Origin of the sequence: Kribbella sp. NPDC048928 (assembly GCF_043197975.1) — a bacterium.
Taxonomy (GTDB): Bacteria; Actinomycetota; Actinomycetes; order Propionibacteriales; family Kribbellaceae; genus Kribbella.
The window spans coordinates 880821-904459 of sequence record NZ_JBICUC010000003.1 but is presented as its reverse complement, the minus strand read 5'-3'; the positions used below and the strand labels follow the sequence as shown (position 1 = coordinate 904459).

Here is a 23639-nt window from a genome sequence, read left to right as displayed (position 1 = left end):
GAACATTGACACCGGTACGTGATGGCTGTGATATCCCAGCAGGGCATAACGTTCCCGCTATGGAGCTCGAACTACGGCATCTGCGGACCGTCTGCCGGCTCGCCGACACCGGCAGCGTCTCCAAGGCCGCGGCGACGCTCGGCGTCTCCCAGCCGTCGCTGACCGCACAGCTGCGGCGGATCGAGAACGCCATCGGCGGTGCGCTGTTCGAGCGCGGGGTTCACGGTGTGGTGGCGACGGCGCTCGGGCGGCACGTACTCACCCGGGCGCGCGCGATGCTCGCCGACATGGACGAGCTGATCGGCTCGAGCCGGCGCTACACCTCCGGATCCGGGCCGCTCCGGCTCGGATCGGTGCGGACGGTGATGTTCGGGGACTGGTTGTCCCGGGTCGAGGAGGCTCTCCCGGCGCGGGAGATCAGCACGCAGGTCGATCCGTCGTGCGCGGTCCTCACGGACCTGCTGGCTGCCGACGTACTGGACATCGTGCTGCTCGGCCGCTGCGACGAAGCGCACGCACCGCCCTGCCCGCAGGGGGTTCGGGAGCAGACGATGGTGTTCCCGGAGCCGTTCGCGGTCGTACTCCCGGCCGATCACCGGCTGGCCGCCGCCGACGAGGTCTCACTCGCGGACCTCGCAGACGACGTCTGGATCTCGCCGCCCGCCGGGAAGGAGGACGGCGACCTCGCCTACCTCCGGGACGCGTGCGAGCAGGCCGGCTTCGTCCCGGACTTCCGGTACGCCAACCTCGACACCACCGAGATCGAGCAGCTGATCGGCGCCGGTCGCGGCGTGAGCCTGTGCGCGCCGACGGTCCGCGACCTCCCCCGTACGGTCGTGAAGCCGCTGACCGGTAGGCCCTTGCTGTGGCGCAGGGCCCTCCGCTACCGCTCCGACACCGTGGACCAGCAGACCGTCGACGCCGTCCACCAGGCCTTCGTCACCACATACCGCGAGACCATCAGCACCAACGCGGCCCCGCGTCCGTGGTGGTCGGCCCGGCCCGAAGCCCACCCCGCAGTCATTGACCCGGGCCTTCCGATGTCGAGCTGAGGCGGTCCCGTCAGGTACCACGCGGGGCGTACATGATGACGGCGACGCCGAGGAGGCAGAGCGCGGCGCCGGTCAGGTCGTACCGGTCGGGGCGGAACTTGTCGACGAGCACACCCCAGGCCAGAGAGCCGGCGACGAAGATTCCGCCGTAGGCGGCGAGGATCCGGCCGAAGTTGGGGTCGGGCTGGAAGGTGGCGACGAAGCCGTAGGCGCCGAGGGCAACTATCCCGCCGGCGATCCACAGCACGCCCCGGTGTTCGCGCCAGCCCTGCCAGACCAGCCACGCTCCCCCGATCTCCGCCAAGGCGGCGAGAACGAACAGCAGGACCGAACGCAGCGCCGTCACCGAACGATCTCCGCGAACGGGAGCGGACAGTCGGGATCGCCGGCGCAGGTCTCCAGGTCGTCGCAGCCGGCTGCGATGCCGGCGCGAAGGGTCTGGGCGATGACCGTGAGGTCGGCGATCTTGGCTTCCACGTCCGCCAGTTTGTCGCGAGCGCGGGCCTGGAGCCCGGATCCCTCGCCGCGGCGGTGCCGGTGTCTCGCGCTGTCGAGCAGATCAGAAACCTCGCCGAGCGTGAAGTCGCTGGGTCTCATCGGGGTAGGCGGGCGGTTAGGGCGTCCAGTACGGCGGTGTGCGCCGGCGGGACCGTGATGCGGAGCTGCAGGGCGCCCGTCAGTGTGAAGGTGAAGAACGAGCAGCACTCGGACTCCCGTGCGATCAGGTCGTCCGCCGTCGCGCGAGCGGCCGGGTCGAGGGTCAGTACGGCGGTCTGCGCATCCACCCGGTCGGTGGACCGCAGGTACTCGGCGAACAACTGGTCGAACTCCGCGACGCGGAACGGCTGCTCCGCGGTCGGCAGCGTGCAGGCTTCCGGCACCCAGCTGAGGTTCTCGGTCATGCCATCGACGGTAAACCCGTACCGAAGTACCGAATGCAACTACGGCTGGTGGGTGAGCGTGAAGCTGACCGCACCGAAGGTGACCCGGTCCCCCGGGCGGACGTGGACCGTGGTGGTGATCCGCTGGTCGTTGACGCAGGTGCCGTTCATCGAGCCGAGGTCGCGGAGCAGCCAGCCGTCCCCGACGTACCGGAGCTCGGCATGGAACCGCGAGACGGTGACGTCCGCGAGCCGCAGGGTCGCACCAGGTCCGCGTCCGACCCGTACGGTCGGCGAGCCCGGAGCCGGAAGGGCCAGGGCAGGGAGCGGGGCGACCGGCGCCCGGCGGATCAGGGCCAGGCGAGGCAGTAGGTCGCTCCAGGACCGTCGAGACGACGGGCGAGGGGACGAGCGAGCGGACGAGCGACGAGGCGTACGTGGCGACGGGTGGCCCACGGTGAGTTGCGGGAGTTTTGCGCGGACGTCCCGCGTCCACGCCACGAACCGCGATTCGCGGCGTGGGAGGTCGCGCAGTACGTCGTCGAGCTCGCCATGGGTGCGGGCGCCCAGAACCACGTTCATCCGGCGGACGAACGTGTCGTGGGACAACCGTCCAGAGCCGGCGCCCTCGCGCAGGACCGCGAGCGCACGGTCGCGCTCGGCGTCCGACGGACGCGTCCAGCCCACCCCGACCGTACTCATACCGACATTGTCCGTGGCGCCCCGGTTCACTGTCCACCACTGCCTACTACTGCCCTGTGACAGTACGTTCCTGGTGGGTGTCGGTGGGTTGGGTCAGAATGACGGGATGCGACTGCCTGTGATGCCTCCGGTCAAGCCGATGCTCGCCAAGCCGGTGAAGGAGATTCCGCGCGGGGAGATGTCCTACGAGCCGAAGTGGGACGGCTTCCGGTCGATCATCTTCCGCGACGGCGACGAGGTGGAGATCGGCAGCCGGAACGAGAAGCCGATGACGCGGTACTTCCCCGAGCTCGTCGAGGCGGTGAAGGCCAACCTCCCGGAGCGCTGCGCCGTGGACGGCGAGATCATCGTGATCGGCGACTCCGGCGACCGGCTCGACTTCGAGGTGCTGCAGCAGCGGATCCACCCGGCCGCGAGCCGGGTGAACATGCTGTCCGAGAAGACTCCGGCCCGGTTCGTCGCGTTCGACCTGCTCGCGCTCGGTGACGACGACTACACCGAACGCCCCTTCGCCGAGCGCCGCGCCGCGCTGCTCGACGCGCTGGCCGACGTCAAGGAGCCGATCCACGTCACGCCCGCGACCGCGGACCACGACACGGCCGCGCGGTGGTTCGAGCAGTTCGAGGGCGCCGGCCTGGACGGCCTGATCGCCAAGCCGCTGGACGGCCTGTACGTCCCGGACAAGCGGACGATGTTCAAGATCAAGCCGGAGCGGACGGCCGACTGCGTCGTCGCCGGGTACCGCCTGCACAAGAGCGGCCCGGACCGGATCGGCTCGCTGCTCCTCGGGCTGCACAACAGCGACGGCACGCTGGCGAGCGTCGGCGTGATCGGAGCGTTCCCGATGGAGCGCCGCAAGGAGCTGTTCCAGGAGCTGCAGCCGCTCGTCACGACGTTCGACGACCACCCGTGGGCGTGGGCGAAGCAAGAGGAGGGCGTCCGTACGCCGCGCAACGCCGAAGGCAGCCGCTGGCAGGCCGGCAAGGACCTGTCGTTCACACCGCTGCGGCCCGAGCTGGTCGTCGAGGTGCGCTACGACCACATGGAAGGCATCCGCTTCCGGCACACCGCGCAGTTCGTCCGCTGGCGCCCGGACCGGACGCCGGAGTCCTGCACCTACGAGCAGCTGGAGGAGCCGGTGAAGTTCGACCTCGCCGACGTCCTCTCCAGCGCCCAACGCTGATGCTCTACGGCCTGTACACGCGCCGCCTGCGCCATCAGCTCGCCGGTCTGCCGAAGCCGGACCATGTCGCGATCGTGATGGACGGCAACCGGCGCTGGGCCCGCGGCGCCGGCTACGACGACGTACGGATCGGGCATCGGTTCGGGGCGAAGCACCTCGAGCAGTTCCTGCAGTGGAGCGCGGACGCCGGGATCACCTGTGTCACCGCCTGGGTCGCGTCCGCCGACAACATGCGCAAGCGCGACTCGGCCGAGGTCGGGTACCTGATGGAGCTGACCGAGAGCGTGCTCGCGGAGCACGTACGCAGGGACCATCGCTGGCGGCTGCACGTCGCGGGCCGGCTGGATCTGTTGCCCGACTCAACGGCGCGCGCGCTGAAGGAGGCGGTCGAGCTGAGCCGCGATCGCGACGCCGGGGATCTGACGCTGGCGATCGGCTACTCCGGCCGGCTCGAGGTGCTGGACGCCGTCCGGTCGATGCTCGACGACGCGGCTGCCGACGGGCGCTCGCTGGACGACGTCGCCGACGCGCTGAGCGAGGACGAGATCGGCCGGCACCTGTACGTCCCCGGCCTCCCGGACCCGGATCTGGTCATCAGGACGAGCGGCGAGCTGCGGATGTCGGACTTCCTGCTCTGGCAGGCGACCGGCTCGGACATCGAATTCTGCGACCTGTACTGGCCCGCGTTCCGTGAGATCGACCTGCTCCGCGCACTCCGAACGTACGGAAGGCGAAGACTGCAACGATTCAGTTGAATACTCTGCTGAATGCCGTGCCTCCGGCACGGCGAGTCACGCGGCTGGAACTCCCGGTCTTCCCTCGTCGCTCTGGTCGCTTCGCTCCCGGCGCTCCTCAGTCCAGACCGGGAGGCCGCGTGACTAGACCCTCGTTCTGGGGGCACTATGGGGATACCGACTGGTAAGCACGGAGGTGGCACGATGTACGAGGTCGTACTACTTGTCGAACAGGAACTCTCCGAACCCGACGCGAAGCGCGTCGTCGAACTCCATCAGGACATGCCCGAGCCGGTCAGGTACCACGTGCTGGTGCCCTGCCACAACGCCGAGGCCGGCGTCGAGGCGTCGATCAGCGCGCTCGGTACGGCGGACCTCTACGGCCCGGGTCTCGCGGGTCAGCGGGAGGACCTCGCGGAGGCGCAGAAGGCGATCGACTCCGAGGCGAAGGGCTGCAGCGGCCGCAGTGTGCAGCGGCTCCGCGACCTGGGGCAGGCCGCCGAGGGCGGCATCTCCCACGACCGGCCGATCGACGCGCTGGTCGCGACCGTCCAGCACGCCCAGGGTCAGGAGGTCATCATCCTCACCCGGCCGCACATCGTGGCGGAGTTCTTCCACCTGGACTGGACCAACTCGGCCCGCCGGCACCTGGGCGTCCCCGTCCTGCACCTGCTGGAGCACGACGCGAAGCCTGCTAATGCTGGAGCAGAACCGCGTAAGTGACGCCGCCGGCGAGGCTCGCGATCAGCAGCGACAGCGTGGTCCTGATCGCGCGCTCGCCGGTGCGGCCGTAGTGCCGGCCGTCCTCGGAGTGGTACGCGACCTTGTAGCCGGCGTAGCCGGCCGCGAGAACGAGCCCAAGTTTGATCATCAGACACCCGCCGCCGTACCTGATTGCGCGAACTGCGTGCTGTACAGCTCAGCGTACTCGCCGCCGGCCGCGAGCAGTTGCTCGTGCGTACCGCGCTCGATGATGTTGCCGTGGTCAACGACCAGGATCTGGTCCGCGTTCCGTACCGTCGAGAGCCGGTGCGCGATCACCAGCGACGTCCGGCCTTCGAGCGCGGTGTCCAGCGCCCGCTGAACGGCGACCTCGGACTCCGAGTCCAGGTGCGCGGTCGCCTCGTCCAGGACGACGATCTTCGGCGCCTTCAGCAACAACCGGGCGATCGCGAGTCGTTGCCGCTCGCCACCGGAGAGCCGGTGCCCGCGGTCGCCGACAACCGTGTCGAGCCCGTCCGGCAACGCCGACACCAGCTCCCAGATCTGCGCGGCCCGGAGCGCGGCAACCATCTCGTCCTCGGTGGCATCAGGCTTCGCGTACAGCAGGTTCGCGCGGATCGTGTCGTGGAACATGTGCGCGTCCTGGGTGACGTACCCGATCGTGTCGTGCAGGGACTGCAGGGTCACCTCGCGGACGTCCTGCCCGCCGACCCGCACCGCTCCCCCGGTCACGTCGTACAGCCGGGCGACCAGGTTGGTGATGGTGGTCTTGCCGGCGCCGGACGGGCCGACCAGAGCGATCATCTGGCCGGGCCGTACCGCGAAACTCACGTCCTCGAGGACCTGCGCCGACACCCGCTTGTCGAGGACGGCAACAGATTCCAGGCTCGCGAGCGAGACCTGATCGGCCGTCGGGTACGCGAACGCGACGTGGTCGAACTCGACGGATGCCGCGTCGTCCGGCAGATCGCGCGCGTCCGCCGCGTCCTTGATCATCGGCTCCAGGTCGAGCACCTCGAAGACTCGCTCGAACGACACGAGTGCCGTCATCACGTCGACGCGCACGTTCGACAGTGCGGTCAGCGGGCCGTAGAGCCTGCCGAGCAGCGCGACGAGCGCGAGCAGCGTCCCGATGGACAGTGATTGACGTACGGCCAGGTTGCCGCCGACCCCGTACACCAAAGCGGTCGCGAGCGCCGCGACGAGCGTCAGCGCGGTGAAGAACACCCGGCCGAGCATCGCGATCCGGATGCCCAGGTCACGCACCCGCCCCGCACGCTCACCGAAGTCGCGCTCCTCCAGGGCCGGGTGCCCGAACAGCGTCACGAGCAGGGCGCCGCCGACGCTGAACCGCTCGGTCATCGCGGTCGACATCTCGGCGTTCAGGTTCATCTGCTCGCGGGTCATCGCGGCCAGGCGCCGGCCGAGGACGCGGGCCGGGATCAGGAAGATCGGCAGCATCAGGATCGCGACCAGGGTCAGCTGCCAGCTCAGCGCGAGCATCGCGGCGACCACCAGGATCAGGCTGATGATGTTCGAGACCACGCCGGACAGCGTGGTGGTGAAGGCCTGCTGGGCGCCGATGACGTCGTTGTTCAGCCGGGAGACGAGCGCGCCGGTCTGCGTACGGGTGAAGAACGCGACCGGCATCCGCTGCACGTGCCCGAACACCCTGGTACGCAGGTCGTAGATCAGGCCCTCGCCGATCCGGGCCGAGAACGAGCGCTGCACCAGGCCGAGCGCGGCCTCCACGAGCGCCAGCCCGGCGACCACCAGCGCGAGCCCGGTGACCAGGCCCGCGTTCCCCTTGGAGATCCCGTCGTCGACGATCTTCTTGAACAGCAGCGGCGACGCGATCACCAGGACCGCGGACACGATCACGAGGATCAGGAACGCCGTGATGTGCCACCGGAACGGCCGCGCGAACTTCAGGATCCGCCGCAGCGTGCCCTTGGTCAGCTTCCGATCGACCACGGACGCGTCCTGCCGGCGCCAGCCGAACGCACCCATCCCGCCGCCCATCATCGACATCCGGCACCCTCCCTTTCCACAGATCTTCTCAACATCCGGGGCCCGGGAACACTTCCCGCAACTCATGGTTGCGCATTGCGCCTCCATGCTCTAGATTGATGAGCAACCAAAGGTTGCGAAAGGATGAGCGGAATGAGCAGGAGCATCGAGCGGGAGATTCGGATCGAGGCCACGCCGGAAGTGGTGTACCAGGTGGTCAGCTCGCCCGAGCATCTGCGCGAGTGGTGGCCGGACGAGGTCGACCTGGAGGCCGTCCCCGGTGCGACCGGGACCGTCGGTTTCCAGCAGGCCGACGGGACGAAGTACGAGTCGGTCACCGTGATCGAGGCGGACCCGCCGCGCCGATTCTCGTTCCGCTGGACCCACGAAGGCAGCACGGCCACCGCGGAGAACTCGGTGCTGGCTACCTTCGACCTGGTCCCGCAGGACGGCGGCACGCTGCTGCGGTTCGCGGAGACCGGGTTCGACGAGGCGAACCGCTCCGACGCCCAGTTCCAGGACCACACCAACGGCTGGAACTACTTCCTCCCGCGGCTGGCGGCGTACGTCGAGCGGCTGGTCGCGCGGCCGTGATCGACGACGAGCTCTGGTCGGCCATCGGGGATCCCACCCGGCGCCGGATGCTCGACCTGCTGCTCGCCGCCGGGGGCGGTACGGCGACCAGTCTCAGCGAGCAACTGCCGGTCACCCGGCAGGCGGTCGCGAAACACCTCGGCGTCCTCGACCGGGCCGGCCTCGTGCACTCCACGCCGTCCGGACGCGAACGCCGCTACATCGTGGACGAGCTCCGGCTCGCCCGCGCCATCGACCAGCTGTCCGACGTCACCCGTTCCTGGGATCGGCGACTGCAGCGCATCAAGCGGATCGCCGAGGCGATCCAACAAGCAGAAGGGCCAGAGGCATGAACGAAATTTTGCACAGGGTCGGCGTGATCGCGCCGCAGAAGGACGTGTACGCAGCACTCACCACCATCGACGGCCTGGCCGGCTGGTGGACCGAGGACACCACCGGCGACCCGGACGGCGTGCTCGAGTTCCGCTTCGCCACCGCGGGCGGCGACGGGTTCGACATGAAGGTTCTGGAGACGAGCCCGGAGCTGGTCCGCTGGGAGGTCGTCGGCGGCCCGGAGGAGTGGATCGGTACCGAGGTCAGCTTCGAGCTCTCCCAGGTCGACGAGTTCACCATCGTGTTGTTCAAGCAGGCCGGCTGGCGGGAGCCGGTCGAGTTCATGTATCACTGCAGCACCAAGTGGGCGACGTTCCTGATGAGCCTCAAGCAGTACGTCGAAACCGGCAAGGGCGAGCCTGCCCCCAACGACGTACTGGTGAGCAACTGGCACTAGCCAAAAGCGGCGATGAGCTCCTTGAGGCGGCGTTGTTGCGCCTCGCGCTCGGCCTTGAGCTGGTCGTCGTACGAGCGGTCCGCGGCACCGAGGAGGAGTGCCTTGGTCTCGCGGATCGCTCCGGGCAGCGGGCCGAGTACCGCGTCGGTCAGATCCTTGACCGTCGCCTCCAGCTGATCGGCCGGTACGACGATGTTCGCCAGGCCGAGCTCCTTCGCCTCGACGGCCTCCACCCAGCGCGTCGTCGTACAGATCTCGAGCGCCCGGGAGTAGCCGATCAGCTCGACGAGCGGCTTCGTACCACCCAGGTCCGGGACCAGACCGAGGGACGGCTCGCGCATGCTGAAGCGGGCGTCGGGCGTGACGACCCTCAGGTCGCAGGCCAGCGCGAGCTGGAACCCGGCACCGACCGCGTGCCCCTGGACGGCGGCGATGCTGATGATCTCCGGGCGCCGCAGCCAGGAGAACCCGGACTGGAAGCGCGCGATCAGCTCCAGGACCTCGTCGGTCGGCTTGGCGCCGAGGTTCAGCAGCGGCTCCTCGCCCAGGTCGTTCTCGCCCATGATCAACCGCCGGTCGAGACCCGCCGAGAACGACGGCCCCTCCCCCGACACGACCACCACGCGGACGTCGGCCGGCAACGACGTACCGAAGTTCGCCAGCTCACTCCACATCGCAGGCGTCTGGGCGTTGCGCACCTCGGGCCGATCCAGCACCACCCGGGCCACAGGCCCGTCCACACTCAGTCGCAGACCAGTCATGGAACGGATATTACTCAGAAGTAATCAGGCGAGCGAGACCAGGTCGGCGTACTCGTTCGTCCAGAGGTCCTCGACGCCGTCCGGGAGCAGGACGACCCGCTCCGGCTCGAGCGCCTCGACGGCGCCCTCGTCGTGGGTGACCAGGACGATCGCGCCGGTGTACGAGCGGATCGCGTTCAGCACCTCGGCGCGAGAAGCCGGGTCGAGGTTGTTGGTGGGCTCGTCGAGGAGCAGGACGTTCGCCGCGGAGACCACCAGGGTCGCCAGCGCGAGGCGGGTCTTCTCGCCACCGGACAGCACCCGCGCGGGCTTGTCCGCGTCGTCGCCGGTGAACAGGAACGAGCCGAGCACGCTGCGGGCCTGGGTCTCGTTCAGGTCCGGGGCGGCAGACTTCATGTTCTCCAGGACGGTCCGGTTCACGTCGAGGGTCTCGTGCTCCTGCGCGTAGTACCCGAGCTTGAGGCCGTGGCCGTCGATCACCTGCCCGGTGTCGGCCTTCTCGATGCCGCCGAGGATCCGCAGCAGGGTCGTCTTGCCGGCGCCGTTCAGCCCGAGGACGACGACCCGCGAGCCCTTGTCGATCGCCAGGTCGACGTCGGTGAAGATCTCCAGCGAGCCGTACGACTTCGAGAGCTCGCGCGCCATCAGCGGGGTCTTGCCGCACGGCGCCGGCGTCGGGAACGCGATCTTCGCGACCCGGTCCGCCTGGCGGGTGTCCTCGAGCGACGACATCAACTGCTCGGCGCGGCGGAGCATCTGCTGGGCGGCGGTCGCCTTGGTCGCCTTGGCGCGCATCTTGTTCGCCTGGTCGACGAGCTGGGTGGCCTTCTTCTCCGCGTTCGCCCGCTCGCGCTTGCGGCGCCGCTCGTCGGTCTCCCGCTGGTTCAGGTACGCCTTCCAGCCGACGTTGTAGATGTCGATCTCCGCGCGGTTCGCGTCCAGGTGGAAGACCCGGGTGACGGTCTGCTCGAGCAGGTTCACGTCGTGACTGATCATGATGACGCCACCGGCGTACGACTTCAGGAAGTCGCGCAGCCAGATGATCGAGTCGGCGTCCAGGTGGTTGGTCGGCTCGTCCAGCAGCAGCGTCTCGGCCTGCGCGAACAGGATCCGGGCCAGCTCGACCCGGCGGCGCTGACCGCCGGACAGGGTCGCCAGCGGCTGGCCGAGGACACGGTCCGGGAGGCCGAGGTTGGCCGCGATCCGGGCCGCCTCGGACTCGGCCGCGTACCCGCCGGCGGCGTGCAGGTCCGCCTCGGCCCGCTCGTAGCGCCGCATGCCCTTGGCGCGGGTCTTCTCGTCCGCGCTGGCCATCGACTTCTCGGCGCTGCGCAGCCGGCGAACGACCTCGTCCAGGCCGCGGGCGGACAGGATCCGGTCCCGGGCGAGCACCTCGAGGTCGCCGGTGCGCGGGTCCTGCGGCAGATAGCCGATCTCGCCCGAGGACGTTGCGGAACCGGCGGCCGGCAGGCCCTCACCGGCGAGGATCTTGGTCAGCGTGGTCTTGCCGGCCCCGTTCCGGCCGACCAGCCCGACCTTGTCGCCCGGGCCGACCCGGAACGACGCGGGCGCGAGCAGCTGGCGGGCACCGACGCGAACCTCGAGATTGGAGACAGTGATCATCGGGGTTCGCAGGCGTCCTTAGAGTCGGTTCAAGCCGGGTTTGCTGCTCTAGTGTAGGTGGCGTGAAATTCAATCCGGACGCGGATCTCGACACCAGCGGTGTCGAGGACACCCGCGGTAGTGGCGGCGGTGGCCGCGGCGGTGGGCTGCCGGGCGGAATGATCCCGGTCGGTGGCGGCATCGGCGGCATCATCTTGCTGATCGTGATCCTGCTGCTGAACGGCGGCCTGCCAGGCGGAGGTGGCAGTGAACAGCCGGAGGCGCAGAACACGGCGGTGGGCAATCTCAGCTCCTGCAAGAAGGGCACCGACCTGCAGTCGAACTCGGACTGCCGGTTCGTCTTCTACCAGAACTCGATCGAGAGCTTCTGGGCCGCGGAGCTCCCCCGGCGCGGGAAGAAGTACACCCGCGCCCCGCTGCGGGTCTTCGACGGCTCGGTGAACACCGGCTGCGGCCCGGCGACCAGCGCGGTCGGCCCGTTCTACTGCCCGCCGGACCAGCGGGTGTACCTGGACATCGGGTTCTTCCAGACCCTGGAGCAGGACCTCGGCGCGCGGGGCGGCGAGTTCGCGGAGGCGTACGTCGTCGCGCACGAGTACGGCCACCACGTCCAGAACCTGTACGGCATCCTCGACCGGATCAAGAGCCGGAACGGTCCGACGTCGGACTCGGTCCGCTCCGAACTGCAGGCCGACTGCCTGGCCGGCGTCTGGACCAACCACGCGACGACCGTGCCCGGCAAGAGCGGCAAGCCGCTGATCACCGAGCTCAGCGAGGACGACATCTCCCGCGGCCTGGATGCCGCCGCGTCCGTCGGCGACGACCGCATCCAGCAGAAGACCCAGGGCCAGGTCACCCCGGAGAGCTTCAGCCACGGCACCGCCGAACAGCGCATGAAGTGGTTCAAGACCGGCATGGACTCCGGCGACCTGACAGCCTGCGACACCTGGTCCGCCCGCTCCCTCTGAGAGGTTGACCTCTCAGCTGGAGGGTTCGCCTACTGAGATTTCAGCAGGCAACCCTCCAGCTCGGAGGTTCTCCCCTGAGCTGGAGGGTTGTGCTACCAACGCGAGTGGTTGTCAGGCGACCTGGGCGGGGCGGTGGTAGCCCGGGAGGAGTTCGTCGACCAGGGCGTCGGTTTCGGCTTCGGCGCCGCGGGGGCCGCCGTGCTTGATGAGGGCCGCGTACATCTGGCCGGCCACGTTGGTGACGTCTCCGGTGGTGCCGAAGTGGGCTGCCAGGCGGAGCGTGGCGCGCCACAGCTCCTCCGAGGCCGGCGAGAAGCTGAGGCCGGTCTGCAGCGCGGTCCGGGCCAGGTTGCCGTCGTTGTGGCTGAGGGCCGACTCGGCCAGCCGCAGGGCGGCGTCCACCACGGCCTCGACCATCCGCCGCTCGATCCCGGACGCGGCGAGCCACGAGTAGCGGCCGCCGGGCAGGTTCGACCAGGCCGGGCCGTGCACCAGGCTCAGCGCCGTCGAGAGCGGGCCACGCGGGTCGTCCACCATCGTCGCCTGCTTCGCGAGCGTACGGAACACGTCCCAGTCGACGCGGACCACGCTGCGGTTCAGCATCCAGCGGCCCGACTCGTCGGCGTACATCGCGTCCACACCGACCCAGCGGCGGGTGTGGTCCAGCGCCGCGTCCCGGAGCTCCTGGCTGATGCCGCGCGGCCAGATCGCACCGGCGAGCACGTTCGGGTGTACGCCGTAGTCCTGGCTGGCCAGGAACGCGATGATCTCCGTCGACAGCGCGATCCGGCCGTCGTCGATCGCCCCGCGGGCGTCCACCTCGACCGGGCCGAGCAGGTCGACCTCGACCGGCGCCGCCTGGCTCAGGTCGGTGGTCGAGAACTCGTACGCCGGCATGTCCTGCTCGGAGCGGCGCTTGTCGCGGGCATCCGCCTCGGCCGCGTCGAAGAGCTGGACCAGGTCCGCGAACTGCTCCGGGCTGACGCTGTGCGCGTCGACCTCGAGACCGAGCAGCCGGCAGACGGCCTGGTTCTTCTCGTCCACGACGAACCGCCACGGCGAGTTCATCACGTCGCCGACCACGACCACCGCGATGCTGCGCTTGGTGTCCGCGGCCAGCCGGTTCAGCTGGTCCTGCTCCTCCGGTGACGGCGGCGCGGACACGAAGATGATCTCCGCGCCCCACAGGGCCGCGTCCGGATGCGTCATCCGGGCCTCGGCGACCGAGCCGGAGTCCCGCCGCTGGCAGGCCTGGACCTGCGCCTCGGTCCGGCGGACCACCTCCCCCATCGCGTCGTCCAGCCGGATCCAGTAGCTCAGCCGGCTCGGCGACAGCGAGGACAGGTCGTCACCGAATCCGACCATGCTGATGTGCGCGCCCTCGGACCACAGGTTGGTCGCGAGCTCCACTGCCAGCGAGCCGACCACGTCGCGGGACGCGTCGCCGACGCCGCCGAACGCGACGATCCCGTTCGCGGTGTCGAGGTCGATGAGGACCGTCGCACCGTCGGCGTTCTGACCGACCGTCACCAGCGTCGGGTACGGAGCGGGCGCGTTGACGTCGGCCGTGGGGCCGTACGCACGGCGCAGCGTCCAGCGGGTGCCCTCGGCAATGGCCTGCCACGGACCGGGCGGGTCGGGCTGCGACTCGTACGGGTCCAGGACCAGGGTCAGCGCCCGGTCGGTCACCAGCGCGGCAACGACCTTCGGCATCGGCCGGCTGAGCTGCGTCATGTCGGAGCCCAGCTTGCGCAGCGAGTTGTCCACGAACTGCGCGGTCGGCACGTCCGACGCCAGCCGCAGGCCGATCTCGGTCTGCCGGTGGCCGGCAGCCTTCGGTCCCGGGCCCTGCGCCCAACCACGGCGGCGCTTCAGCGCCAATGCCAGGCCGGCCGCGAGCACAGTCGCACCGAAGCCGAAGATGCCGGCCTCCTTCAGACCGATGCCGTTGCCGTCGGCCTCGACCGGTACCGCGACCGGCACCTGCGTACCGCCGCCGGCCGGCTCGCCCTGCTCGTTCGACCCGATGCCCGGAATGTGCGGCTCGGCGATCACGTTCGGACCGCCCGGCTTCACGTTCTTCGCGCCCGGGTCGGACTGCGAGGTGCCGATCGACAGCGACGAGCCGTGCTCGACGCCCTTCTCCGAGTAGCGCCCGGGACTGCTCGACTCGGTCGTGTGACCGACCGTCGTTTTCGTCGGCTTCGTCGCGTTCGTCTCGGTGGTCGTCTTGGTCGACGTGTTCGTGGTGGTGGCCGTCGTGGTGGTCGTGGTGGTGTGGTTGCCCACGGTCACCCGGACCGTGTGCACGCCCGGGCCCTTGGCATCGGCCGGCAGCCGCACCTGCCAGCCCGGCATGATCAGGTCCGGGTTGGTCAGCCGGCGGCCGTCCGGCTGCAGCTTGTTCTTGTTGAGGTCGTAGATCTCCTTGTAGCGGCGGCCGTCGCCCAGGTGCCGCTCGGCGATGTCCCACAGGCAGTCGTAGTTCCGGCCTTGCGGCGGACGGACCTCGGTGTACTTGACGACCTGACCCTTGTGGTCCTGGTTCGTCCGGACACCGGTGGTGGTCTTGTTCGTGTGCTGGGAGCTGCCGCTGAGGAGCGTGCTGGCCGCCTCGGTCTGGCGGTACTGCGACGTCGCGGACTGCTCGTTGCCGTGCCGCGCGCTGACCGAGGTCGGAGCGGCAGGGCCACTCGCTGTCACCGCACTGGCGACCGGCATGCCGACACCCGCGCCGGCGGCGATCAGGACCACGGCACCGATCAGCCGGCGGGCCAGCGCCTGCGAGCCGCCACCGAGCGGGACCCGTGGCGACAGGCCATGACCGCGGATCTCCGAGACCGCCTCGGCGATCAGGCAGACCACGAAGTGCAGCCAGGCGACCCAGATGAAGAACGCGATGATGCCGAGCACGGTCCGGATGCTCAGCTCGCTGAGCAGCATGCTCTTGGTGGGCATCTCGTCCGGCCACGGCGTACCGAAGAAGCGCAGCAGCACGTACGGCACGCCGACGACGATCGCCAGGATCGCGAGCAACGCGACGAAGCCCTTCAGCCGGTCCGCGCCCGGACTCCCCGCCCGCCGCTGCGGCAGCCGCGCCGCCCGCACCGGATCATTGGTCCTTACCATCGCTCCTCCATACCCCCGCCATGTGCCGTCCCGTCAGCCACCTTGTCAGCCGCTGTGTCAGCCACCGATGGCCTCCACTTCCTGCACCGGCAACCGCTGTACCGCGTTGACGTTCGCCTGACCGATCGGGTGCCAGCCACCCTGGTCCTTGCCGATCCAGTACGCGACTTCCCACGTGATCGTCAGCTTCACGGTGTACATGCCGTCCGGCTGCGTCGCGCTCGACCGCTTGTAGACGTGCTTGCACGGGTTGAGCTGGTGCTCCGGATCCTTGGTCTGGTCGTACCCGTCCGGGTCGTCCACAGGCGTCAGGCCGGCCTTGCAGTTGAACGGCGCCGTCCCGTCCCCCGGATCGACCTTCATGTTCACGACCATGCCGCGCATCGTCAGGTTGTGCCCCGGGCTGTAGTAGCTGCTCGTCGTACCGTCGAGCTCGTAGATCTCCGACGTCTCCGGGGTGAGCGTGAAGAAGGCCGGGATGTTCACCCGCGGGGTGAAGGTCGGCATGATCTGCAGGGCCGGCGACGGATAGTTGGTCTGGAAGCGGTACCAGAACTGCTCCATGTACGGCGGGAACGGGCACTGCGCCTCCTCCGCCGCGTCGACCGGCATGTAGGCGCGCTCGAGATGCGCCTTCGGGCCACCGTTGTAGGTGTCGAGGTTGTAGTCGGTGATCGTCACCCGGAGGACCCACTTCTTGCCGTCCGGGGCCTTCGGCAGCCGGATGCCCGTCGGGATCTCGAAGTTCCGGCAGGGCACGAACGGCTTGCCGTCGAGGCGGTCCCGCCAGGTCGGCGGCGGCGGCCCGTCGCCGACGTACGCCTTGCCGGAGCTGCAGTACGAGCCGAATCCGACCGAGTTCACGTACATGCTGCAGACCGAGTTGCCGGTCTGGATGGTGTCCGCTGCCGCCGTGGTGGCGGGGACGACCATGAGCAGGGCGAGTACGGCGCTCAGGACGAGCAGTCCTCGGCTCAGCCGGTTGTGCATCCTCACTCCCCAGACTCGTCTTCCCGCAGATTATCTTCGACCAGGGGCATCATGCCCGGTGCCCAGTGCCCCGTCACCTCTTCGCAACCTGAAATCCGGTGCCCAGGTCTAGGCCGGATAATGCACTCCCGCGCAGTTCACGCCCTTGCTCGTGGCCAGCCGGTACGGCATCCAGCCGACTCCTGTCTTGGCCATCTGGATCACCTCCGGCGAGCCGTGCGGGGTCACGACCGTCCACTTGCGGCCCTTCGGGTCCCAGTACTGGGTGGTCTGCGAACGGCAGGTCCGGACGGTGATCGTGCCGTCCGAGCCATCCTGCACACCGACCACGACGACGCTGCCCGGCGGCTTCATCACCCAGCCGTTGCGCTTCGCATCCTGGATGCCCTGCGCGACGTCGGCGTAGAAGAACGACGGGAACCGCTGCTTCAGGATCGTGTCGTCGCGGTCGACGAGCGCCTTGAAGTAGAGCGGGTAGCTGGTCACGAGGCCTTGGACGGCGGCGTTCGACCCGAAGCTCCCCGTTTGGACGATGACTTGCTTCGCCGCCGGAGCGGTCGGCTTCGCGGTGGCGGGCTTGCTCGGCGCGCTGCTGGTGGCCTTGGTCGGCTCCGCGGACGGCGTGCTCGAGGTCGCCGTACCGGAGTCGACGCCGGCCGGGACCGGACGACCGCCGTCGGTCGAGTCCTTGCCACAGGCACTCAAGAGCAGAACGCCGGCCAGTACCGCGGCCGGAACGGCATACCTACGCACGAAGACAGTCCTCCGGTCTCTATCGCCTGCTGGTCGGCGTGCTTGTGGGGCCCGACGGTGTGCCGGGCGGGGGCGTGCCGGTCGGTGGGGTGTCGGTCGGGTTGGGCGTCGGTGTCACGTTCGGCTTGCAGGTCGGCGGGAACGGGAACGGCGACAGCGTCCAGGTCGGGGTCGGTGAGCCGACAGTCCAGGTCGGGCACGGCAGGTCGATCGTCGGCGGGCGGGCGGTGGTGACAGGCGCGCCCGGGCCGTCGGTCGTCGGGTTCACGACGAGCGGCGGGATGCTCGGGCTGTCGTCGGCTTTTTCGACGCCTTGCTCGGCGTGGGCCTGGCCGGCGCCGATCGCCTTCAGGGACTGTTTGCCGATCAGGCCCAGGAAGGTGGTCTTGTTCGAGATGTCGACCTGGATGTCGACCTCTTTCTCGGTCAAAGTGGTCGGACCGCAGGCGGTCACGGTGGGGTCGTTCGCCCGCACCTGGCCGCAGAACCCGGAGATCGCGGTCGCCGCCTTGGTGGTGTCGATCTTCGCCTCGGCCGAGTTCAGGTCGATGGCCGCGGCGCCGACCCGGGCCGCCTCCTGCGCGTAGCCGACCGCGCGGGACCGCGCACCCAACTGCCGGCCGCCGTCGATCACCAGGCCGGCCAGCGTGAAGATCATCACCGCGAGGATCGCGACCGCGGGGCTCAGCGCGCCGCGGTGGAACAGCCGATGGTTGCGCGGCGCATCGATCCGGAAGAACTCGACCAGCCGGGACCTGTGGCGCTCAGGAGCCGTCACCGCGCACCCCCCGGTACGGGTCCAGAGAGGACGTGAAGCGTTTGGTGATCGTAGTGTCGCCCCCGAGGCCGAGCAGCCCCAGGTCGCGGTAGTTGATCGTGCAGGTGACCTCGACGGACAGCGGCTGACCGGCCACGAATCCGGTGGTGATCGAGCCGGCGCCGGATTCCTTGCAGGACTTGACCGCCTGGCTCAGCGTTCCGGTGACCGCCTCGTCGACCCGGCCCTGCGCTGCCTGCAGCGACCGCGACTGGCTGGCCCCGCGGGCGCCGTCGCGGGCCGCGCTCTCGAGCAGCGACGAGGTCTGGAAGTACCGGCCGCAGGCGAGCAGGAACATGAACAGCGCGAGCAGCACCGGCGCCAGGATCACCATCTCCAGCGCCATCGTGCCGCGCTCACGGCGCCGCCCGCGAACCACCGGCATCGTCCGCACCCTCACTTGTCTGCTTCGAACTGCTCGATAGGTCCGGTGGCGGTCCGGCTCACCTTCAGCTTCAGGCCGGGCACCAGCGACACGGTGTCACCGGTGACAGTGAACGAGACCATGCCTTCCGGGGTGTTGTACGACGGGAAGGGGACGTCGGTGTTCCGCAGCGTGGTCCCGCCGAGCTGCTGGGCGTACGACTGGATGTCCGACCGCACCTTCTCCCCCACCGCGTCGGTGTAGACCGGTGGCTGTACGAGCCGCAGCCGGGACACGCCCTCCTGCGCGGCGTTCAGCGCGACGGACCGTCCGTACAGCCAGAGCGCCGTCTGGATGGAGAGGAAGATCAGCGCGAGGATGGCCGGTGCCAGGATCGCCAGCTCCAGCGTGCTGACCCCCCGCTCCGACCGTCTCCGCCGTCTGCTCCGCCCCAGCCGCATGGATCTGGCCGTCAGCCCTGGTCGATCTCGGCGGTGCGCTTGCTGATCACGCGCTTCACGACCACGCCGATCGCCAGCGCGGCGGCGACCAGGATCGCCGAGATGATCGCCCATTCGAGTGCGGAGGCGCCCAGCTCGGTCTGTCCTGCCTTGGCGCGGGCGCGCTGCGCCTGGGCGCGCGCCACCGCGTAGCCGGCCATCGCCCGCCAGAACATCAACTCCGAGGTCATCGGTATGCCTTCCAGATCGTGAGGCCGAAGCAGGCCTCAGTATGACGTGTTCGACGGGCTACCCCGCCGAACGGATCCCGTGCCCGCATCACTGTTCTGCCTAACTTCCGAGGATGGCCACGCCGGCCGGGAAGGCCAGGAACAAGAAGAAGGCCGCGATCATCACCAACTGGGCGACGAGCATCGACTGCGACCGTTCACCGGCCTTGCCCTCGACGTCGGCCAGTTCCTTGCGCCGCAGGGACGCCGCCCGGGCCAGCAGCGACGAACGGATCTTCGCGCCCTCGTCACCGGCCAGCGCGAGCGCCGACGCCAGGTCCCGCAGTTCCTCGACGCCAAGGTCCTCGCCGAGCCGGGCCATCGCGTCCCACGGCGTGATGCCGATCAGCCGGGCGTTCGCCAGCGCCTGGCGGATCCGGGCCATCGCCCAGTGCTCGCCGATCGTGGACGCGGTCATCAGCGCCTCCGGCAGACCGCGGCCGCCGGCCAGGTTCATCGCGACCAGGTCCAGGAAGCTGCCGACGACGTGCCGGAAGTCCCGGCGCCGCTTCTCCGCCTCCTGGCGCAGCGCCAGGTCGGGCAGGAAGAACGCCAGCGCCATGAACGCGAGCGTGACGACCGCCGGCGTTGCGCCCGGGGCCGCGAGCCCGATCGCGGAGAACAGGAACAGCACGATCGGGATGAACAGCATCGCGCCGAGCGCGAAGAACACCTTGGTGGCAAGCATCGCCGCGAACGGCTGGTTCATCACCGCGAGGTCCCGGCGGAGCTTGCCGAACGCCCAGCCGCGTGAGTTCGCCTCCAGTTCGAGGCGCCGGCCCAGCGACTCGCGGGCCCGGTCCACGCCGCCCAGCACGCGCTCGCCGGCGGCGCTTGCGGTCGCGCCACCCGCGTAGCCGCCACGGCCCGCGTCGATCCGGGCGATCGTCGACAGCACGTTGGCGCGCGGCCTGATGAACATCCGTACCAGCACGTACACGCCGAGCCCGGCGATACCGCCGGCGATGAAGGCCCAGGTCATCCGTTCACGACCTCCATCCGCTCGTCACCCGGACGGTTCAGCCCGCGGTCCTTGGTGACGCCGATCAGGAACCGTTCCGGCACCTCGATCTTCGCCAGCCGGCGCAGCCAGAGCAGGCCGAGCGCGTACAGGCCGATGACCACGGCCAGCACGACCTGCCCGATGAAGCTCGTGTACGGCTTCATGTACGTCGGGTTGAACAGCACCAGCCCCGCGGCCATGATCAGCGTGATCGCGACGACCACCTGCACGCTGCGCCGGGTGGACCGCCGCTCGGCCGCGACCTTCCGCCGTACGTCGAGCTCCTCCCGCGCCGAGTCGGCGAGCGCACTGAGGACCTCGCGCAGACCGGGTCCGCGCAGCCGGGCGTTCAGCACCAGGGCCGCGACGATCAGGTCCGCGGACGGGTCGTCCAGGTCGTCGGCGAACCGCATCAGGGCCGACGGCAACGGTTCGCGGATCCGGAGCCGGTCGACGAGCAGGTTCAGGCCGGGCTTGATCGCCGGCGCCGCGTTCACGGCGGTGGCCGGGATCGCCTGCTCGAGGCCGACCGCGCCGGCGATCGTGTCGCGCAGCGCCTCGGTCCAGGTCGCCAGCGCCTCCAGGCGGTCGATCGCCCGGCGCTCCTCGCCGCTGCCGCCGAAGAACCGGTCGGCCATCGCTGCCAGCAGGCCCAGGGCGACCGCGAGCACCAGCCAGCGCGTCACCACCAGGACGAGCAGGCCGACCGCGACACCGACACCCAGTCGGATCAGGTTCCGGCGGTTCTCGGCGCTGCGGTTGCGGAACAGCGACGGCGTCTCGTCCTTCGGCTCCGTACCGCGGATCGCGACGATGAGCAGCAGTACCGCGCCACCGACCACCGCGCCGCACAGCAGCGCACCGAGAGTTCTGTCGTTCATCGACGTCCTCGCTTCGCTCCGGGCGCCGACGAAGTATGCGTCGTGCTGTGCTTGATGGTGACCTCGCTGCGCTCGCTCACGGCCTCACGCCCAGGTTCCGTGCACGAGCGGCTGGTACCCGAAGTGCTCGAGCTCATCCATGCAGGCGATCGGCGCGTGCGCCGCCGCCCGGCCGTCCGGACCGGGCGCGAACACCTCGCCGGACAGCACCCGGCCGTCCCAGCCGGTGACCTCACGGATGCTCTGGATGTACCGGCTGACGCCGCCGCCACGCTGGTAGTCGTTGTGCCGGCGGACGAACACCACGAAGTCGAGCGCGCCCGAGATCAGCATCTGGGTGGCGTCCATCGGCAGCCGTTCGCTGGCCTGGATCGCGTAGGTGCTGATCCGGTTGAACACCTCCATCGAGCTGTTCGAGTGGATCGTCGAGAGCGAGCCGTCGTTGCCCTGGCTCATCGCGTTCAGCATCGTGACGATCTCGTCGCCGAGCACCTCACCGACGATCACCCGGGACGGGTTCATCCGCAGCGACCGCCGGACCAGGTCGGCCATCGTCACCTCGCCGACGCCTTCGGAGTTCGGCAGCCGCTCCTCGAACGAGACCACGTTCGGGTGCAGGTCCTTGAACTCGCCGAGGCCGAGCTCCAGCGAGCGCTCGACCGTGATCAGCCGCTCGTGTGGCTGGATCTCGTTGGCGAGCGCGCGCAGCAGCGTGGTCTTCCCGGAGTTCGTCGCGCCCGCGATCATGATGTTCTTCCGCGCCGAGACCGCCGCCCGCAGGAACGAGCCGACGTCGTCGGACATGGTGCCGTTGGCCACCAGGTCGCGCAGGAACACCTTGCCGAGCCGGGCGCGCCGGATCGAGACCACGGGTCGTGCGGTCACACCCATTACCGCGGACAACCGGGAGCCGTCCGGCAGCCGCAGGTCCAGCTGCGGGTTCGCCGAGTCGAACGGCCGGCTGGTGAGACCGGCGTGTGCCGCGAGCACCTGGATCAGCTCGACCAGCTCGTCGTCGCTCTCGGCCACCGGGCCGGGCGTCTCCTCGCGACCGTCGCCGTACTGGACGAAGACCTGGTCGCACCCGTTGATGTCGATGTTCTCGACCTCGGGGTCGTCGATCAGCGGCTGCAGCCGGCCGACCCCGAACAGCGCGGAGTGGATCGCGCCGGCGATCTGCGCGTCGTCGTCCGGCGTCGGCGGCGTCCTGCCCTCGGCGAGCTCGTACCGGGCGTGGTCCTCGAGCACCTGCACGATCAGCGACCGCGCGTACTCCCGCTCGTCCTCCGCGCTCATCGGAGGCACGCCGTTCACCTGGTCACGGCGGCGCTGTTCGTTCAGTCGTTCCGCGACCTGCACCCGCAGCCGACGGACCAGCTCCTGGTCAGCGCTCATCGATAATCACCAGGCGGGAAGGCCGCGTTCGCCATGTCGAAGTCCTGCGGCGGCGGTGCGCCGACCAGCGAGGCCATCTCCGCGGTGATCGACGTCGCGGAGCGGATCAGCTGGGTCTTCTCCAGCCGGCCGTGGCCGCGGCCGTCGAAGAACGCCGCACCGACCGGGTCGTACGCGAGATGCCACCGGTGCCGTACCGGCAGCGACATCGCGTCGAGAACGCTCCAGACCTGCTTCACGCCGTCCCGCTGCTTGGGGTCGGCCACCACGACCACACCGAGCTGGGCGTCCACGTGGTGCACGAGCGTCGACAGCCGCTCGCGAAGGTGCGCCACCGACGAGCCGGTGGCCTCACACACCAGTACGACGAGTCGCGCGGACTGGACGATCGGCAGCTGCGGCGACGACGCGCCGATCCGCCCACAGTCCGCCAGTACGTCGCTGTGCTGCATCTGGTTGAACGTGATGCCGAGCGGGTGCCACAGCCCGCCCATGCCGCCCACCTGCTCCGGCGAGCGAACACCGAGCAGCACGTCGAGGCCGCCGTCGAGCTGCTGGCTGTGCGCGAGGATCACCTCGTCGCCGAGCCCCTTGCGGCTCGCGGCCGCGAGGCTGACCAGGCCGCGGTCGGAGTTGAGCGCTGTGCCGGCCGGTCCGGTCATCCGGATCGCCACGTCGCTGCCGGCCGCGTCGCACTCGGCCAGCAGCACCTGCCGCGGCCAGAGCGCGCCGAACACCAGGCTGGCTGTGGTCACCCCGGGCGAGCCCTTCGCGCTCGCCAATGCCACCAGCGCCATCAGTTGGCCCCGCCGAGCGAGACTTCCGGCGGGGTGCCCGGGGCCTGCTTCGCCACGGTGACGGTCTTGGCCACGGCGGCCGCCGAGACCTGGTTGACCTTGCCCACGGGAACCAGAACGGTCACGTTCAGCGAACTGTTCGCACTCGTCTTGCTGTCGGTGATCGCCCCCGCGGTCGCCGTCACCACCGCGGCGGAGACGAGCGTGGTCGGGGACCCGCCGTCGTTCGCGGCCGGCACGCGGGTCACCGAGACGATGTCACCGACGCTCAGCCCGTCGGACGGCGCGTGACCCGCGTCCAGGCTGAGGCCGACCAGGGCGCCGTCCTTCGGGATCGGCTGCTGGCCCTCCTTGGTGAAGTTGGCCGGCGTCACGAACTGGTCCTTGTACAGCCAGCTGGTGGTGTAGCGGCCGACGTACTTGCTCGCCTGGGACCACGGGATCAGGCTCCCGGTGGCACCGGCCAGGTCACCGCGGGAGAAGTCCTTTGGATCGATCCGGTGCCCCGGTGGCAGCGAGTCGGCGGAGATCGCCACGAAGTCGGAGCGGTTGCCGCTGTTCAGCGCGATCAGCGCGGACCCGGCGGCACCGAGCAGGATCAGGATGACCGCGAGCGCGGCCAGTGCCGGACGGCGTTCCCGGCCGCTCGGGAGGCGGGTCGAGCCGCCACCCGACGATCGGCCCGCTGCCCGGGTCCCTTGGGAAGAACTACGCGTGGAGGACGAGAGACTCACCCGCCTACCGTAATGGCAGCGAGGTACCACTCGCGCCAGCAGGCCA

At 69.7% G+C, this 23639-nt stretch carries 28 protein-coding genes; 8 read left to right on the top strand and 20 right to left on the bottom strand.

Annotated elements, in window-relative coordinates; genetic code table 11:
* Positions 1-59 precede the first annotated feature (59 nt).
* The gene (locus ACGFI6_RS17740) at positions 60-1052 is read left to right on the top strand and encodes a LysR family transcriptional regulator (RefSeq protein ID WP_393119669.1); all 993 of its coding nucleotides are present in this window, start codon (positions 60-62) and stop codon (positions 1050-1052) included.
* Between the two features lie 10 nt (positions 1053-1062).
* Here ACGFI6_RS17740 and ACGFI6_RS17735 read toward each other — a convergent pair whose 3' ends face one another.
* The 4 genes from ACGFI6_RS17735 to ACGFI6_RS17720 are packed head-to-tail and all read right to left on the bottom strand — an operon-like array spanning position 1063 to position 2635.
* Positions 1063-1398, bottom strand: a complete 336-nt coding sequence (locus ACGFI6_RS17735; protein WP_393119667.1) for a YnfA family protein — start codon at positions 1396-1398, stop codon at positions 1063-1065.
* A complete protein-coding gene (locus ACGFI6_RS17730) occupies positions 1395-1649 on the bottom strand; it encodes a MerR family DNA-binding protein (RefSeq protein WP_393119665.1) in 255 nt (84 codons plus the stop codon). The genes ACGFI6_RS17735 and ACGFI6_RS17730 overlap by 4 nt, the downstream gene beginning before the upstream one ends.
* Positions 1646-1954 carry a hypothetical protein gene (locus ACGFI6_RS17725; protein ID WP_393119663.1) on the bottom strand — a complete coding sequence of 103 codons (309 nt, stop codon included), beginning with the start codon at positions 1952-1954 and terminating at the stop codon, positions 1646-1648. Before ACGFI6_RS17725 ends, ACGFI6_RS17730 begins: the two co-directional genes overlap by 4 nt.
* 39 nt (positions 1955-1993) lie before the next feature.
* Positions 1994-2635 (bottom strand): FHA domain-containing protein, encoded by a 642-nt coding sequence (locus ACGFI6_RS17720; RefSeq protein WP_393119661.1) that lies wholly within the window; start codon positions 2633-2635, stop codon positions 1994-1996.
* A 106-nt stretch (positions 2636-2741) separates the two neighbouring features.
* Between ACGFI6_RS17720 and ACGFI6_RS17715 the strand changes: the two genes are divergently transcribed.
* The 3 genes from ACGFI6_RS17715 to ACGFI6_RS17705 all read left to right on the top strand — a co-directional run bounded on the left by ACGFI6_RS17715 (position 2742) and on the right by ACGFI6_RS17705 (position 5275).
* Complete coding sequence (locus ACGFI6_RS17715) at positions 2742-3818, top strand: ATP-dependent DNA ligase (RefSeq protein ID WP_393119659.1); 1077 nt, start codon at positions 2742-2744, stop codon at positions 3816-3818.
* Positions 3818-4573: a polyprenyl diphosphate synthase gene (gene uppS / locus ACGFI6_RS17710; protein ID WP_393119657.1), complete on the top strand. Its 756-nt coding sequence runs from the start codon at positions 3818-3820 to the stop codon at positions 4571-4573. Before ACGFI6_RS17715 ends, uppS begins: the two co-directional genes overlap by 1 nt.
* Before the next feature lie 183 nt (positions 4574-4756).
* Entirely contained in the window at positions 4757-5275 is a 519-nt protein-coding gene (locus ACGFI6_RS17705; RefSeq protein WP_393119655.1) for a hypothetical protein, read from the top strand.
* Here the strand turns inward: ACGFI6_RS17705 and ACGFI6_RS17700 are convergent.
* Positions 5247-5423: a hypothetical protein gene (locus tag ACGFI6_RS17700; protein ID WP_393119653.1), complete on the bottom strand. Its 177-nt coding sequence runs from the start codon at positions 5421-5423 to the stop codon at positions 5247-5249. The genes ACGFI6_RS17705 and ACGFI6_RS17700 overlap by 29 nt on opposite strands.
* Positions 5423-7297 (bottom strand): ABC transporter ATP-binding protein, encoded by a 1875-nt coding sequence (locus ACGFI6_RS17695; protein ID WP_393119762.1) that lies wholly within the window; start codon positions 7295-7297, stop codon positions 5423-5425. The genes ACGFI6_RS17700 and ACGFI6_RS17695 overlap by 1 nt, the downstream gene beginning before the upstream one ends.
* Positions 7298-7438: 141 nt before the next feature.
* On the opposite strand from ACGFI6_RS17695, the gene ACGFI6_RS17690 reads away from it, so the two are divergent.
* From ACGFI6_RS17690 to ACGFI6_RS17680, 3 genes are read left to right on the top strand one after another with little or no spacing between them, the layout of a single operon-like run.
* Entirely contained in the window at positions 7439-7879 is a 441-nt protein-coding gene (locus ACGFI6_RS17690; RefSeq protein ID WP_393119651.1) for an SRPBCC domain-containing protein, read from the top strand.
* Positions 7876-8211: an ArsR/SmtB family transcription factor gene (locus ACGFI6_RS17685; RefSeq protein WP_393119649.1), complete on the top strand. Its 336-nt coding sequence runs from the start codon at positions 7876-7878 to the stop codon at positions 8209-8211. Before ACGFI6_RS17690 ends, ACGFI6_RS17685 begins: the two co-directional genes overlap by 4 nt.
* The gene (locus ACGFI6_RS17680) at positions 8208-8648 is read left to right on the top strand and encodes an SRPBCC domain-containing protein (protein ID WP_393119647.1); all 441 of its coding nucleotides are present in this window, start codon (positions 8208-8210) and stop codon (positions 8646-8648) included. Before ACGFI6_RS17685 ends, ACGFI6_RS17680 begins: the two co-directional genes overlap by 4 nt.
* On the opposite strand, the gene ACGFI6_RS17675 is transcribed toward ACGFI6_RS17680, so the two are convergent.
* Together ACGFI6_RS17675 and ACGFI6_RS17670 are read right to left on the bottom strand one after the other, a co-directional pair.
* On the bottom strand, positions 8645-9409 hold the full coding sequence (locus tag ACGFI6_RS17675) for an enoyl-CoA hydratase/isomerase family protein (RefSeq protein ID WP_393119646.1): 765 nt from the start codon (positions 9407-9409) through the stop codon (positions 8645-8647). The two genes, ACGFI6_RS17680 and ACGFI6_RS17675, sit on opposite strands and share 4 nt — an antisense overlap.
* Positions 9410-9433: 24 nt before the next feature.
* Positions 9434-11032, bottom strand: coding sequence for an ABC-F family ATP-binding cassette domain-containing protein (locus tag ACGFI6_RS17670; RefSeq protein ID WP_393119644.1), 1599 nt, complete (start codon positions 11030-11032; stop codon positions 9434-9436).
* A gap of 62 nt (positions 11033-11094) precedes the next feature.
* Between ACGFI6_RS17670 and ACGFI6_RS17665 the strand changes: the two genes are divergently transcribed.
* Positions 11095-12000, top strand: coding sequence for a neutral zinc metallopeptidase (locus tag ACGFI6_RS17665; RefSeq protein WP_393119642.1), 906 nt, complete (start codon positions 11095-11097; stop codon positions 11998-12000).
* 111 nt (positions 12001-12111) lie between these two features.
* Here ACGFI6_RS17665 and ACGFI6_RS17660 read toward each other — a convergent pair whose 3' ends face one another.
* The 12 genes from ACGFI6_RS17660 to ACGFI6_RS17605 form a co-directional block, all read right to left on the bottom strand.
* A complete protein-coding gene (locus ACGFI6_RS17660; RefSeq protein ID WP_393119640.1) occupies positions 12112-15129 on the bottom strand; it encodes a hypothetical protein in 3018 nt (1005 codons plus the stop codon).
* A 57-nt stretch (positions 15130-15186) separates the two neighbouring features.
* Positions 15187-16119 carry a hypothetical protein gene (locus ACGFI6_RS17655; RefSeq protein ID WP_393119638.1) on the bottom strand — a complete coding sequence of 311 codons (933 nt, stop codon included), beginning with the start codon at positions 16117-16119 and terminating at the stop codon, positions 15187-15189.
* A gap of 108 nt (positions 16120-16227) precedes the next feature.
* Positions 16228-16872 (bottom strand): hypothetical protein, encoded by a 645-nt coding sequence (locus ACGFI6_RS17650; RefSeq protein WP_393119636.1) that lies wholly within the window; start codon positions 16870-16872, stop codon positions 16228-16230.
* A gap of 19 nt (positions 16873-16891) precedes the next feature.
* Positions 16892-17650 (bottom strand): TadE/TadG family type IV pilus assembly protein, encoded by a 759-nt coding sequence (locus tag ACGFI6_RS17645; RefSeq protein WP_393119635.1) that lies wholly within the window; start codon positions 17648-17650, stop codon positions 16892-16894.
* Positions 17637-18074 (bottom strand): TadE/TadG family type IV pilus assembly protein, encoded by a 438-nt coding sequence (locus ACGFI6_RS17640; RefSeq protein WP_393119633.1) that lies wholly within the window; start codon positions 18072-18074, stop codon positions 17637-17639. The genes ACGFI6_RS17645 and ACGFI6_RS17640 overlap by 14 nt, the downstream gene beginning before the upstream one ends.
* 11 nt (positions 18075-18085) lie before the next feature.
* The gene (locus ACGFI6_RS17635) at positions 18086-18514 is read right to left on the bottom strand and encodes a TadE/TadG family type IV pilus assembly protein (RefSeq protein WP_393119631.1); all 429 of its coding nucleotides are present in this window, start codon (positions 18512-18514) and stop codon (positions 18086-18088) included.
* Positions 18515-18525: 11 nt separating this feature from the next.
* A complete protein-coding gene (locus ACGFI6_RS17630) occupies positions 18526-18744 on the bottom strand; it encodes a hypothetical protein (protein ID WP_393119629.1) in 219 nt (72 codons plus the stop codon).
* A gap of 100 nt (positions 18745-18844) precedes the next feature.
* Positions 18845-19765 (bottom strand): type II secretion system F family protein, encoded by a 921-nt coding sequence (locus ACGFI6_RS17625; RefSeq protein ID WP_393119627.1) that lies wholly within the window; start codon positions 19763-19765, stop codon positions 18845-18847.
* Positions 19762-20667, bottom strand: a complete 906-nt coding sequence (locus ACGFI6_RS17620) for a type II secretion system F family protein (RefSeq protein ID WP_393119625.1) — start codon at positions 20665-20667, stop codon at positions 19762-19764. Before ACGFI6_RS17620 ends, ACGFI6_RS17625 begins: the two co-directional genes overlap by 4 nt.
* Before the next feature lie 84 nt (positions 20668-20751).
* The gene (locus tag ACGFI6_RS17615; protein ID WP_393119623.1) at positions 20752-22062 is read right to left on the bottom strand and encodes a CpaF family protein; all 1311 of its coding nucleotides are present in this window, start codon (positions 22060-22062) and stop codon (positions 20752-20754) included.
* Positions 22059-22859 carry a hypothetical protein gene (locus ACGFI6_RS17610; RefSeq protein WP_393119621.1) on the bottom strand — a complete coding sequence of 267 codons (801 nt, stop codon included), beginning with the start codon at positions 22857-22859 and terminating at the stop codon, positions 22059-22061. The genes ACGFI6_RS17615 and ACGFI6_RS17610 overlap by 4 nt, the downstream gene beginning before the upstream one ends.
* Complete coding sequence (locus ACGFI6_RS17605; RefSeq protein ID WP_393119619.1) at positions 22859-23593, bottom strand: hypothetical protein; 735 nt, start codon at positions 23591-23593, stop codon at positions 22859-22861. Before ACGFI6_RS17605 ends, ACGFI6_RS17610 begins: the two co-directional genes overlap by 1 nt.
* Between the last annotated feature and the right edge of the window lie 46 nt (positions 23594-23639).